The 13,444-nt window shown below is 42.3% G+C and carries 16 protein-coding genes; 9 read left to right on the top strand and 7 right to left on the bottom strand.

The genetic code is table 11. From position 1 onward, the window contains the following. Positions 1-7: 7 nt before the first annotated feature. The 6 genes from KSX81_RS18135 to KSX81_RS18110 form a co-directional block, all read right to left on the bottom strand. On the bottom strand, positions 8-1,273 hold the full coding sequence (locus KSX81_RS18135; RefSeq protein WP_122118585.1) for a PcfJ domain-containing protein: 1,266 nt from the start codon (positions 1,271-1,273) through the stop codon (positions 8-10). Continuing rightward, positions 1,270-1,689 carry a PcfK-like family protein gene (locus KSX81_RS18130; RefSeq protein WP_004310304.1) on the bottom strand — a complete coding sequence of 140 codons (420 nt, stop codon included), beginning with the start codon at positions 1,687-1,689 and terminating at the stop codon, positions 1,270-1,272. Before KSX81_RS18130 ends, KSX81_RS18135 begins: the two co-directional genes overlap by 4 nt. Positions 1,690-1,712: 23 nt before the next feature. Further along, a complete protein-coding gene (locus KSX81_RS18125; protein WP_008019901.1) occupies positions 1,713-1,934 on the bottom strand; it encodes a hypothetical protein in 222 nt (73 codons plus the stop codon). An 11-nt stretch (positions 1,935-1,945) separates the two neighbouring features. Beyond that, positions 1,946-2,161 (bottom strand): hypothetical protein, encoded by a 216-nt coding sequence (locus tag KSX81_RS18120; RefSeq protein ID WP_034530475.1) that lies wholly within the window; start codon positions 2,159-2,161, stop codon positions 1,946-1,948. A 7-nt stretch (positions 2,162-2,168) separates the two neighbouring features. Next, positions 2,169-2,504 (bottom strand): hypothetical protein, encoded by a 336-nt coding sequence (locus KSX81_RS18115; protein ID WP_008778217.1) that lies wholly within the window; start codon positions 2,502-2,504, stop codon positions 2,169-2,171. Positions 2,505-2,566: 62 nt separating this feature from the next. Then, positions 2,567-2,977 carry a hypothetical protein gene (locus KSX81_RS18110; RefSeq protein WP_008778218.1) on the bottom strand — a complete coding sequence of 137 codons (411 nt, stop codon included), beginning with the start codon at positions 2,975-2,977 and terminating at the stop codon, positions 2,567-2,569. 565 nt (positions 2,978-3,542) lie between these two features. Between KSX81_RS18110 and KSX81_RS18105 the strand changes: the two genes are divergently transcribed. Then, entirely contained in the window at positions 3,543-4,040 is a 498-nt protein-coding gene (locus tag KSX81_RS18105; RefSeq protein WP_004301750.1) for a hypothetical protein, read from the top strand. A gap of 20 nt (positions 4,041-4,060) precedes the next feature. Further along, the gene (locus tag KSX81_RS18100) at positions 4,061-5,713 is read left to right on the top strand and encodes a flotillin family protein (RefSeq protein ID WP_004301748.1); all 1,653 of its coding nucleotides are present in this window, start codon (positions 4,061-4,063) and stop codon (positions 5,711-5,713) included. Positions 5,714-6,342: 629 nt separating this feature from the next. Here KSX81_RS18100 and KSX81_RS18095 read toward each other — a convergent pair. Beyond that, positions 6,343-6,780, bottom strand: coding sequence for a DUF6078 family protein (locus KSX81_RS18095; protein ID WP_004320897.1), 438 nt, complete (start codon positions 6,778-6,780; stop codon positions 6,343-6,345). A gap of 191 nt (positions 6,781-6,971) precedes the next feature. On the opposite strand from KSX81_RS18095, the gene KSX81_RS18090 reads away from it, so the two are divergent. The 7 genes from KSX81_RS18090 to KSX81_RS18060 all read left to right on the top strand — a co-directional run bounded on the left by KSX81_RS18090 (position 6,972) and on the right by KSX81_RS18060 (position 13,427). Then, positions 6,972-7,832 (top strand): hypothetical protein, encoded by an 861-nt coding sequence (locus KSX81_RS18090; RefSeq protein WP_004308557.1) that lies wholly within the window; start codon positions 6,972-6,974, stop codon positions 7,830-7,832. An 84-nt stretch (positions 7,833-7,916) separates the two neighbouring features. Then, a complete protein-coding gene (locus KSX81_RS18085; protein WP_004301742.1) occupies positions 7,917-8,594 on the top strand; it encodes a DUF5715 family protein in 678 nt (225 codons plus the stop codon). A 101-nt stretch (positions 8,595-8,695) separates the two neighbouring features. Then, the gene (locus KSX81_RS18080; RefSeq protein ID WP_004301740.1) at positions 8,696-9,712 is read left to right on the top strand and encodes a PhoH family protein; all 1,017 of its coding nucleotides are present in this window, start codon (positions 8,696-8,698) and stop codon (positions 9,710-9,712) included. Positions 9,713-9,783: 71 nt separating this feature from the next. Next, positions 9,784-10,728, top strand: a complete 945-nt coding sequence (locus KSX81_RS18075) for a phosphoribosylaminoimidazolesuccinocarboxamide synthase (RefSeq protein ID WP_004301731.1) — start codon at positions 9,784-9,786, stop codon at positions 10,726-10,728. Between the two features lie 162 nt (positions 10,729-10,890). After that, the gene (gene ubiE, locus KSX81_RS18070) at positions 10,891-11,628 is read left to right on the top strand and encodes a bifunctional demethylmenaquinone methyltransferase/2-methoxy-6-polyprenyl-1,4-benzoquinol methylase UbiE (RefSeq protein ID WP_004308553.1); all 738 of its coding nucleotides are present in this window, start codon (positions 10,891-10,893) and stop codon (positions 11,626-11,628) included. Positions 11,629-11,645: 17 nt separating this feature from the next. Then, on the top strand, positions 11,646-12,674 hold the full coding sequence (locus tag KSX81_RS18065; RefSeq protein WP_149938961.1) for a hypothetical protein: 1,029 nt from the start codon (positions 11,646-11,648) through the stop codon (positions 12,672-12,674). 6 nt (positions 12,675-12,680) lie between these two features. Next, positions 12,681-13,427 carry a shikimate dehydrogenase family protein gene (locus KSX81_RS18060; RefSeq protein WP_004304542.1) on the top strand — a complete coding sequence of 249 codons (747 nt, stop codon included), beginning with the start codon at positions 12,681-12,683 and terminating at the stop codon, positions 13,425-13,427. Positions 13,428-13,444 lie beyond the last annotated feature (17 nt).

The following is a 13,444-nucleotide window of genomic DNA, read 5'->3' as shown; positions in this document are numbered from 1 at the left end:
GTCGATATTATGCCGCTTTCATCCGCTGGCGGATAAGGTTGGCGTTCTTGTTCACAAGGGCGATGATGCGGTCGTGGTATTCGGAGTTCTCGTTGCATACGCCACGACACTGCACCACCTCAAAAGTTTTTAGTGACACCTCTATCGTTTCAATTCGTTTTCCGTCAATGGTGGCGGATAGGATAAGGGAGTCTTTTCGTTTGTGGTAACCGCCCACACAATGGTGCATCGTCCTTCCTTCCTCTGCCATTTCTTCCACGCTCTCTATGACTTTGACGCAAATAAGGCTGTCGGTAAAGGCAAGTCCGAAGAATATGCCCTTAGCTTTCAGATATTGTTTCTCGTCCTCAATCGCTTTCCTGCGTTGCTGTTCAGTCCGCTCATGTTTCCTTTGCAGGTTGCGCTTTGCCACCAACTTGTCGTGTTCAACTTTGAGGTCGGCAGGGCAAACGTATTTCGGGCTGTTTGTGTCCTTGCCGAAATGACGCAGGAGGTCTATGGTGTCACGCCACATTGAGCCGTCCTCAATGGTATAGCCGTTGCGGATACATATCTTGATTGAAGCCCAATACTCTCCAATATTGAAAGAGTGGTACAGATAGTAGCGCAATATGGGATATTGCCCTGCCTTCAACAGCGTTTCCGCACGGCTGTCCGACAATAATGCCGGTATTAGTTTGGTGGGTACAATGTCGTGGAAATTGCCGTTAAAGCCGTTTCTGCGGAGCGTCGACAACACCTTATATCTTGGATATATCGGGGAATATGAGATATGGCGGTACGCTTCATTGTCATTGCGGATAGCAAAAGGAGAAGCGAATGAGAACGTGTCGATGTAGCATCCCAATGTGCGTGGAATGGCAACAACAGCCTTACGCCCTTGTTCATTCCACCAATACTGCCCGATTTCAAGGGCATAGGACTTGGCATTAACCCCTTTCTCCATACCCACGACAAGCAAGAACATTCGTAGCACTTGGTATTCTCCGCTTGTGGTAAGGGTTGTGAAATACTGCTTTTGTCTTACCTTGCGCTGATAGGTGAGGCAGACTTTCAAACTTGCTCCACATTCGGGACACGTACAATGCTCGGTCTGCTCCGTCATTACCCAACTATGACCGCAATCCATACAAGTGGTACGACCTTTCGGCAAGCGGTGTGCATAATGCTCCACGCAATTACGGAATGCCCAATTAATCTGTATCGGGGTTATCGGGCGTAGTTTCTTGCTTTGGGCAAGAACTGCTTTTTCAAATTTGTTTCTCGGTTTCATAAGCCAAAATCAAATAATGAGGGTTGAACTTGGGTTTCTGTTTTCGCCTTTGTCGGCTTGGTGCGGTTCTGCAACTTGCGGAGTTCCTCGTCTTGGTATCTGCGGACTGCCTGCTGACGTGCTTCTGCTTTTTCCTCTGCCGTGAGTTCCACAATGTGGTTCACCGCCACTTGGCATTGGATAGGCTTGCCCACCTCAATCTCGTTCTCGTCATAGTAGTGTACTGCTTGTCCGTATATCTCTCCGTCCGTGAAGCCGTTACAACCGCTTTTCTGCACATAGTTCAGAATGTAGGTTACGCAATCGTCAATGTTCTTGGCTGGATTGCGGTAGTTCTTCGCAAAGAGCGTGTCTTCCTCCGCACGTTGTTCCAAATACATCTGTATCGTTCTCTTGAAATGGTCTGTTCCTTTCATATCGCTGTCGTTTTTATGAGTTGTCAAATAGTATGTTTCAAAATCTCCCTCCAATAAATCGGCTCAACCTCGCTCAATAGGAAGTCTATAAAGTCCTTCCGTGCGTCCTTGTTCAGTTCGTGGTAGAGTCCACGGAAGACGGACATATTGCCGTTTAGGTATGTTTCCACCATATACTCGAAGATGTTGCCCACCTCGTAGTATCTGCATTGTTGCTCCACTGTCTTGCTTCTTCTCTTTGCCATGTCGGTAGGGATTAAAGGGTGAATAACCAAAGAATGAAGTCAAAGAACAGGATAACGGAAAGAATAGCCACGATTACCCCTATTGCCACTCGGAACACTCCGTTTATTATCTCTCTGACGATGTACCAAAGGATGCCGGACACCCAAAAGGCGGTGCGCATGATTGGGGTGCATATCGCAAGCCCTATGTATTGCGCCATTTGTCTGAAATTTACCGTTGCTGTCATAGCCGTATCATTTGTTAAGTTCCACGATGCTGTCTATCCTGCCGTATAGTAAACTGCGGAGTGCGGTCTTGTCGGTAGCCTTGTATTCCGCCCAATGTCCATACTGCTTTACAATGTAGGTTCGAAGAATGTCGGAAAAGTCAAACATCCAACCTTGCAAGGGTACTGCGCTCTTGAAATAGGTGTTGCTGTTCACGTTGCGTGTAAGCCAATCCTTTTCCTCTCGGCTCAATTTCTCACCATTGTTCAGTTTGGTGCGAAGTCCGTACACCCTGCTGCCTTGCAGGTTCTCCAAACTTGGTACTTCCCATGCCACGAATTTTGTTGCTATTGCCGTTCTCATATCCGTTTTGTTTTTGATTTTTTGTTTTTTAATGCGGATTCAAGAGCTGAGGGAGTTGAGTTTCAAACTATCTTATCTGCCTCTCGTTTATCCGACATTTTTTTTAATGCGTCTTTCTGTCGCATCGGTCGTTTTCGTTTCGGGTGCTTAAAAAGGTAGGGATTAGGGAATGCAAGGTTTTTCGGAAAAATACTACCCGAAGGGCTGGAGATTTTTCCAGAAAACAGGAGGCTTGACCTTGCTTTCCCGTACAATCCCGGAGTTACCTTTGCACCCAGCACGAAAATGACTGCCTGATGCGGCTCACTGAAAGGCGCGAAAATGGAGGTAAACGGAAGTGGAGGCAGATTAGACAGGAAAACTTCAAAAGAGAAATCCGTGAAAAAGACATCCCCAACAGAAAAGAACATAGCCGGTAGCGTGAAACCGGGCAAACCATCGGCAAGGAAGTCTGTTTTTATCTGTTTGGCCAAACGTGTTTGGTCGGATGGATAAAATCATTCTTCCCGGTTTGTCTGCCGTGAGTGACGGCTTGTTCCATTAATGGAATGTGCGGTCATACACGGCTTTCCGCTTCCGGCTCAAAAGGACAACGAAAAAAGAAAAATCGTCAAAACCCCGTAAAAGCACCTCTTTGGCATAAGCACAAAAGAAAGGGGCCTTGTCTCATCAGTCTAAACTATTGTTTAGGCGTGAGGCAAAGCCCTTTTCTCCGCTTATGCGGCAGTCGGCACACGTTCGTTCAAAATCTTTTTGGGCGATGGTGTGCTGACGGATAAAATCGCTTTTACGGAAAAACTTGTGCGAGAAGAAAAAATCAGGAGATTCATTTCTAATCTCCCGTTTTATTGTTACTTTTGCATACGAAGAGTTCTTTGAAGGTTACGCAACGCACAGAAGAATAATGCAGTAGATAACTAACTAATTCGTAACCTATTACTATTATGAGCGATTGCCCAATGCTCATTTCCAATAAATTACACTCTTTTCGTAACTTCGGAGAACAAAATAATCATGATTCACTAATACCTCACAATTATGAGTAGTACCATTTTCCTTATTATTGCCCTTGTGACAACAGGAATATTTGTAATCCAATTCGTTCTATCCATCTTTTTCGGAGACATAGATGCAGATGTAGACGTAGATGCTGACATCAGTAGCGTAGTTTCTTTTAAAGGACTAACTCATTTTGGAATCGGATTCGGCTGGTACATGTATTTAGCGGGAAACACTGAAATTCAAAGTTATGTCATCGGAATTCTGGTGGGTCTTTTCTTTGTTCTCGCTGTGTGGTTTCTCTATAAGAAAGCTTATCAACTGCAACAAGTGAATCATTCTGAACAGACAGATCAACTTGTGGGACGAGAATGTACCATCTACTTCAAGCAAAGCGACAGCAAATATACTGTACAGACCACCCGGGACGGAGCCATGCGTGAAGTAGACGTCATCTCCGAATCCGGAAAAACATACCAGACTGGAGACCGAACAATCATCACCAGTTACAAAGACGGAACACTGTTCATTCAATAACTATTCAAATACATAATTTTATGACACAAGAAATGTTGATAATGGCTGCTATATTAGTGGCAGTCATTTTGCTTACCTTCATTGGTATCCTTTCCCGTTACCGCAAATGTAAGAGTGACGAGGTACTCGTCGTATATGGTAAAACGGGAGGAGATAAAAAGTCGGCAAAACTATACCACGGTGGTGCAGCCTTCGTATGGCCTATTATTCAAGGCTACGAATTCCTGTCCATGAAACCCATGCAGATCGAATGTAAACTGACCGGTGCGCTATCCGCTCAGAATATTCGTGTAGATGTGCCGACTACAATCACCGTAGCCATCAGCACAGATCCCGAAGTGATGCAGAATGCCGCAGAACGTATGCTGGGTCTGACGATGGATGACAAGCAGAACTTAATTACTGATGTTGTATATGGTCAGATGCGTATGGTGATCGCCGATATGACTATCGAAGAATTAAATTCTGACCGGGATAAGTTCCTGGCTAAAGTGAAAGATAATATTGATACTGAACTTCGCAAATTCGGTTTGTATCTGATGAACATCAACATCAGTGATATTCGCGACGCTGCCAACTACATTGTCAACTTAGGTAAGGAAGCTGAAAGTAAAGCACTGAACGAGGCACAGGCTAACATCGAAGAACAGGAAAAGCTGGGTGCTATCAAAATTGCCAATCAAATAAAGGAGCGTGAAACGAAAGTAGCAGAAACCCGCAAAGATCAGGATATTGCTATTGCAGAAACCAAAAAACTACAGGAAATCTCCGTTGCAAATGCAGATAAGGACAGAATCTCACAAGTAGCCATTGCCAATGCAGAAAAAGAATCACAAGTAGCAAAGGCTGAAGCCGAAAAGAATATCCGTATCGAGCAGGCAAATACAGAAAAAGAAAGCCGTGTTGCCGAACTAAACTCGGATATGGAAATCAAACAGGCGGAAGCTGCCAAGAAAGCTGCTATCGGACGAAATGACGCACAGAAAGAGGTAGCACTTTCCAATGCTGAACTAGCTGTAACACAAGCTAATGCCGATAAGCAAGCAGGTGAAGCTACCGCAAAATCGGAAGCTGCCGTACAAACTGCACGCGAAATTGCGCAAAAGGAAGTGGAAGAAGCTAAGGCACGGAAAGTGGAATCTTCATTGAAGGCTGAAAAGATTGTTCCTGCGGAAATCGCCAGACAGGAAGCTATCCTGCAAGCAAATGCCATCGCTGAAAAGATTACCCGCGAAGCGGAAGCACGCGCAAAGGCTACTTTAGCACAAGCCGAAGCGGAAGCAAAAGCTATCCAATTGAAACTGGAAGCAGAAGCGGAAGGTAAGAAGAAATCATTACTTGCGGAAGCAGAAGGTTTCGAAGCAATGGTAAGAGCAGCTGAATCGAATCCAGCTATCGCTATCCAATATAAGATGGTAGACCAGTGGAAGGAAATCGCCGGCGAACAGGTGAAGGCGTTCGAACACATGAACCTAGGAAATATCACTGTATTCGACGGAGGAAACGGTGGAACTAGCAATTTCCTGAACACATTAGTAAAGACAGTAGCTCCGAGCCTTGGCGTATTGGACAAGCTTCCTATCGGTGAAACAGTGAAGGGTATTATCAATCCGGAAAGCAAAACGGAGGAAAAGCCTGCAACAAAAGCTGACGAGAAAAAAGATAAGAAATAGTTGTAATCCAACATAATATACGCTGATGAGAAAAGCATGATTACTTGTTCTCATCAGCGTTTGTTTTTTATATATAACTCGAATAAATCTTCTTTGAACATTCCGGATTTATTACGTTCTTTATGTTACATAAAATATGTAACACAAAATATGTAATAAGTCGTGAAGCCATATCGCTCATTCTTTGTATACAATTACAATAATCCCGGAATGTCGCGCCACTAGAAATGATTTTGCAAAATCATTTCTCATATTCTCATAATCCATAGAATAATTACCTGTAATTCAAAGCAATAGCACTATGAGAAATACTTTTCAAAAAGCTGTTTCTCATAATATTTTGCCTGAAATGTCATAAAAAACCGGTATTTCTCATACTTTCATCATGCATTTCTCATACCGGGACTGCTATATAATACCTACATAATAAATGTCAACCCAACCCGAAGATAAGAAAAAAGGCAGTCAACTATTATCAGGGTATTACAGTCCCCGGTAGTCCCATATATTATGGGAAAAGATTCCCTAGCTGGAGGGAATTTATTCCCTTATTTTGCGGGAATAAATTCCCATAATATAAAAGAATACTTTCCCACAATATGTGGGACTACCGGAACTAACGGATATACTTACCCAAGATCATAGTATTCTATATATTCGTCAAATTGAGGCGTTTCTGTAACTCCCCGCCTGCGGAAAAGTCCCTGTATGTATTCCTGCTCCTTCGGTTTAATCAGCCGCTCCTTGTTGCAACAACGGTAATAGATCGTTTTGCCAAAGTAGGCTATCATCTGTCGTTTGATAACGGTGGCATCAGCAAGCGGCACCCGATCCAGCAAATGTTTCATACCCCGTGCAAACAACACCGGCTTTTCATCAATAAAGTAAGTGCAGTCTACACCATCGGAAGTGACATGTTCGGGATTAATAACCATTACAGCAGCCCGCTGTTTCGGCATTCGGAGAGTTACTTGTCGCCGCAAACATTTGTCCGCACGCAAACAATGTCCATTCAAGCAATGAGCGAAGCTAACGGGCATAGAATTGTAATCGAAATCTGTTTTCATGTGTGTTATGTTTAGTGGGAAAGTGGCCTATTTTTATAAACCGCTACAAATGTATGAAAATAGCTGGAGGACAGGAAATAAATACACTATTTACTTCAACATATCGATAAAATCTTTATATTTGCCTCCAACGTCAACACAGGAACTTATAAGACTATATCTCTCCTGCAAAACTATAAAACAAAATAATCATGAAAACAAAACATTTACTTGGAGCACTACTGTCATTCCTCTGTACAATTATCTTTTTTAGCTGTGGCAATAATAATGAAGAAAAGATATATCCTTTATCCTTTGAAAAAGAGTATTACGAACAACCTTTATTAAGAGCAACAGATATTACCATTAGAGGTGGAAACAGAGACTATACCGTGACTGTAGAAGAAACTGATATTTTAAGCATCGATGTAGATTTATCCAGCTCAATAGGAATGGGAAGTTTAAAAGTTACCCCCAAAAAGAAAGGAGAAACAAAGGTGAAAGTAAAAGATAATATCACCAACGAAATAGTTGAATTAAAAATTAAAATTATAGACAGTTATTTGGCATACGCAATAAAAGAAAGTAATCATCCGGCACTGTCCAATGGCACTGTGGTCTATTTGATTAACAATGAATCTAAAGATTGCTATTTCTTCCGATATAGCGACTCCAAAAACGAACTATCCCAAAATCCGATAGCCAAAGGAACATACGATTTTTCAGTCAAATTAGAAAATGGTTTCGGCAACTCATCTCCTACATACGCCATACCTTATTTAACATTAAATTATGCATCTGACGAACAAGGAAATTTCACGGATGCATCAACCCCTCCCACCCCTCACAAATTAAGATTTGAACTATTTGATGGAGTTACAAGTGTAAATGCAGTTATCAATCTTATACAAAGATATTTAAAGATAGATTGGGAGCAACTTATTAACAAGGCTCTTACTAGAAGTGATTATTTAATAATACCAACGCTGAAGACAACAATAGATAACACGGATTATACCATTATAGGCACTCTTGATACCCGTCCGGAAATACCGGAAAATATTTTAGAGTGACCCGTAAAAGATATGAGGCGGAAAATAATGCAAAACATAGAACGTATGAAAAAATAGCGTATATTTGCGGGCAAAAAATACAAAATGACTACTTACAAGCTTCGCATATTACCGCTATTTTTACTTGTTATTGGGCTTACAACGCTTACTTCAAGCTGCAAAAAGAAAGACATGTCACTGAAATTGAACAAGCCGCACAATATTCGTGGCGTTGTCAGTTACAAACGTTCTTTCCCTGATTTGAACGATGCACATCTGGAAGTCGCTAAAAAGATAGGTATTAGCCCGCTGGCAGACCGAGAGGAAGCGGAAGCAATGAAAGAAAAGTTGACTCATATCACTGATAATGAATTTTATGCAGTGGATTCATTGACACATTCCATTCCCTACCTCGTTCCACGTGCCAGCGCATTGCTCGATACAATCGGCTCCAACTTTCTCGATTCATTGGCTGCCAAAGGGCTGAATCCCAATCAGGTAATCATCACCTCCGTACTACGTACTGAAAACGATGTGAAACGTCTCCGCCGTCGCAATGGAAATGCCTCCGCCAACTCGGCACATTGTTTCGGGGCTACTTTTGATGTTAGTTGGAAACGTTTTAAGAAAGTGGAAGATAAAGACGGTCGCCCTATGCAGGACGTGAGTGCCGACACACTGAAACTTGTTCTATCCGAAGTTTTAAGAGATCTACGACAAGCTGAAAAATGCTATATCAAATACGAACTGAAGCAAGGTTGTTTCCATATTACTGCCCGATGAACGGAAGATGAATGTAAATTGCAGTAAAATTCACCTCCAAACAATCAGAGAATCCAAAACGTTTCATTAAATTTGCAGAAATTTTTCTTTAATACAACTTAATGATAGAGAAGCTGATTGTTCTTGAGGACATTGATCCGGTTATTTTTTACGGCGTAAACAACGCCAACATACAGTTAATTAAAGCTTTATATCCAAAGCTACGCATAGTTGCCCGAGGCAATGTCATCAAAGTGCTGGGCGACGAGGAAGAAATGTGTGCCTTCGAAGAAAATATCACCAAACTTGAAAAGTACTGCGCCGAATATAATTCACTGAAAGAAGAAGTTATCATTGACATTATAAAAGGAAATGCGCCGCAAGCAGAACAGACAGGAAACGTGATTGTGTTCAGTGTCACAGGAAAACCTATCATCCCCCGAAGTGAAAACCAGTTGAAACTGGTAGAAGGATTCGCCAAGAATGATATGGTATTTGCCATCGGTCCGGCAGGTTCGGGAAAGACATACACCGCTATCGCCCTCGCCGTACGTGCATTGAAGAATAAAGAAATCAAAAAAATCATCCTTAGCCGCCCCGCCGTAGAAGCCGGAGAAAAGCTCGGTTTCCTGCCCGGCGACATGAAAGATAAGATCGACCCATACCTGCAACCTTTATACGATGCCCTGCAAGATATGATACCTGCTGCCAAGTTAAAGGAATACATGGAATTGAACATTATCCAGATTGCCCCGTTAGCCTTTATGCGCGGACGCACGCTGAATGATGCGGTCGTCATTTTGGACGAAGCCCAGAATACTACCACACAGCAAATCAAAATGTTCCTCACCCGTATGGGTATGAACACCAAAATGATTGTGACGGGAGACATGACACAGATTGACCTCCCCGCTTCACAAACATCGGGATTGGTGCAAGCTCTCCGCATCTTAAAGGGAGTGAAAGGTATCAGTTTTGTTGAACTGAATAAAAAAGATATCGTACGCCATAAACTGGTGGAACGTATCGTGGATGCTTACGAAAAATTCGACAAAGAAGCGAAAGCCGAACGGGAGAAACGGAAAAACGAACAACTGGTTATCAACGGCGAACGTCCGGTGAAACTGGCCAAAGACTAATCGTCTTTAGATTCGAAATCCTATTGCGACTTGTTATTTGTAACTTGTAATTTGTAATTATAATAAAGACAATGAAAGCATTAACAAAAACAGATTTCAACTTTCCGGGACAGAAAAGCGTGTACCACGGAAAAGTGCGCGATGTGTACAACATCAACGGCGAAAAACTCGTCATGGTAGCAACCGACCGTATTTCGGCCTTTGACGTAGTACTTCCTGAAGGCATTCCTTACAAAGGACAAATGCTGAACCAGATTGCAGCTAAATTCCTCGATGCCACTACTGACATCTGTCCGAACTGGAAAATGGCTACTCCGGACCCAATGGTAACGGTAGGTGTATTGTGTGAAGGTTTTCCGGTAGAAATGATTGTACGCGGTTACCTGTGTGGTAGCGCATGGCGTACTTACAAAAGCGGTGTACGTGAAATTTGTGGCGTGAAGTTGCCGGACGGAATGCGCGAAAACCAGAAATTCCCGGAACCCATCGTAACTCCGACTACGAAAGCTGAAATGGGATTGCACGACGAAGACATCTCTAAGGAAGAAATCCTAAAACAAGGACTGGCTACTCCGGAAGAGTATGAAATTCTCGAAAAATATACATTAGCTCTCTTCAAACGCGGTACTGAAATCGCAGCAGAGCGCGGACTGATTCTCGTAGATACAAAATACGAATTCGGTAAGCACAACGGCACTATCTATCTGATGGACGAAATCCACACTCCGGATTCAAGCCGCTATTTCTACTCTGAAGGTTATCAGGAACGTTTCGAAAAAGGCGAACCGCAGAAACAACTTTCTAAAGAATTCGTTCGCGAATGGTTGATGGAAAACGGTTTCCAGGGCAAAGACGGTCAGAAAGTACCGGAAATGACTCCGGCTATCGTACAAAGCATCAGTGACCGCTACATCGAATTGTTCGAAAACATCACCGGTGAGAAATTCGTGAAAGAAGATACTAGCAATATCGCTGAACGTATATTCAAAAACGTCGAAACTTTTTTGAACAGCTGATAAGCGATAAATGACAGATAATAAATGATAGTTGATAGATGATAAATGATAGTTAATATGCAGCTTATCGCATATAACTATTAACTCTGTCATCTTCCAACTATCATTTATCAACTATCTTCTTCAACTATCAACTATCATTTATCAACTATCAACTAAAAAATGGATTACCCGCAACAACATATCAAGCCTTACGACGAAGAAGGAAAAAAGACCGAGCAAGTGGAACGTATGTTCGACAACATCGCACATGCCTACGACAAGCTGAACCATACCTTATCTTTAGGTATCGACCGCAGCTGGCGCAAAAAAGCTATTGCCTGGTTACACCCTTTTCAACCGCAGCGAATGATGGATGTAGCGACCGGTACAGGGGATTTTGCCATCCTCGCCTGCCGCAAACTGCAACCTGCCGAACTAATCGGCACGGACATCTCGGAAGGTATGATGAATGTGGGACGTGAAAAAGTAAAAAAGGAAGGACTGTCGGATAAAATATCTTTTGCCCGGGAGGACTGCACTTCACTCTCTTTTGCCGACAATGATTTTGACGCTATTACTGTAGCTTTCGGTATCCGCAATTTCGAAGATCTCGACAAAGGGCTCTCCGAGATGTGCCGCGTACTGAAACCGGGCGGTCATCTTGTAATTCTGGAACTTACCACTCCGGACCGCTTCCCGATGAAACAACTGTTTTCCATCTACTCTAAAGTCGTCATTCCATTATTGGGTAAGCTTCTATCCAAAGATAACAGTGCCTACCGCTATCTGCCGGACACCATCAAAGTATTTCCTCAAGGGGAAGTCATGAAAGGAGTCATCGCCCGAGCCGGTTTTAGCGAAGTCAACTTCAAACGGCTGACCTTTGGTATCTGCACTCTTTATACCGCAACCAAATAACCTAATAATGTAACCTTATGAAAACAACAAAATCAATTGGACTATTTCTACTCTGCATTTTTTGTTGTATCAATTTTACCTCTTGTGATCCAACAAACAATGGAGGAGATGACCTAATATGGGATTTTGCTCCCATAGTTCTTTACATTTCAGTACAGGATGCTCAAGGCAATGACCTACTGAATCCACTCACCAAAGGCTCCATTGCCAATCAAGGAATAAAAGCGATCTACAAAGGGGAGACTTACGAAAAAGATGCTCCGCTAAACGAACGCACCAGAGCTTATATGGCCTATTTCACAGGTCTGCAAACAGGAGTAAGCAAAGACGGAAAATATTATCTGACTTTCGGAGAATTCAATGGCGATCATACATTCGATAATGAGAAAGTAGAAATAGACTGGAATGATGGAAAAGAACCATCTGTCATCACTTTTTCCAGTAAACTGACCTGGAAATCAAAGAAAGAACCCGTATTCGACCGGAAATTCTGCCTGAACGGACAAGAAATTGACCAGAAACAAGGTTTAGTAATTACCAGAACCCCCTCTCAATCTGAACAGAAATTCGATATCGTTGCCGTAGAATATGGCATAGATGTAGAAACGGACGAAATTAAAGAAAAAATAAAAGCCGATTTAGAGAATAAATCTCCCTATACCAATGGAGAATCATACAGTATATCTATTCAGGAAAAGAACTCCGGTACATATACATTACTCAATTCTGATGGCTTTCCTATAACAAAAAAGGAATTCGCAATCGAAGAAGCAGAAGCTCATGGTATGTATGGAATAACGACTGAAATAGCCAAAACTTGCAGACTTATTCCTCCTGACGACCAAATATACAACCATATAAAATTGAAATTAGGCATTGACGGCGAGAAGTCATCTAACACTTTCAATATCTTTATCGGCCGCCCTTATAATTTCTGGATATACGAAGATTTGACGGAATACTATAAAGACAAATACCCTGACGGTAAAGTAAAAGAAATAGTACGTCTTCTAAAAAGTAAACCCAATAACCCAACTAAGCAATAAATGATTATGGAAAAATATGGTTTAATCGGCTACCCTCTGCGACATTCTTTTTCTATCGGATACTTTAATGAGAAATTCAAATCCGAAGGTATCAATGCAGAGTATGTGAATTTTGAAATTCCCAGCATTAATAACTTCATGGAAGTTATCGAAGAGAATCCCAATTTATGCGGGCTTAATGTGACTATCCCCTACAAAGAACAAGTGATTCCTTTTTTGGATGAACTCGACCGTGATACCGCAAAGATAGGTGCTGTGAATGTCATTAAAATCATCCGCCAGCAGAAAGGAAAAGTCAAACTGGTTGGCTACAACTCCGACATCATCGGATTTACTCAATCCATTCAACCTTTATTGCAGCCTCATCACCAAAAAGCATTGATTCTGGGTACCGGCGGAGCTTCCAAAGCCGTCTACCACGGGCTGAAAAACCTGGGTATTGAAAGTATATTCGTATCACGCACCCACAAAGCCGATGATATGCTGACTTATGAGGAACTGACTCCCGAAATTATGGCAGAATATACAATCATCGTCAACTGTACTCCCGTAGGTATGTTTCCTAAGGTAGATTTCTGCCCTAATATTCCTTATGAGCTACTGACTCCAAACCATTTGCTCTACGATTTGTTATATAATCCGAATGTTACACTGTTCATGAAAAAAGGAGAAGCACAAGGGGCTGTTGTTAAAAACGGTCTGGAAATGCTGCTGCTCCAGGCATTTGCCGCATGGGAGATATGGCATAAATAAGGATTAGAGAGAGTTTT

This window comes from Bacteroides sp. MSK.18.37 (assembly GCF_019129155.2).
GTDB lineage: Bacteria > Bacteroidota > Bacteroidia > Bacteroidales > Bacteroidaceae > Bacteroides > Bacteroides ovatus.
The sequence above is the reverse complement of the archived record's forward strand: the minus strand, read 5'-3'. Positions and strand labels throughout refer to the sequence as shown.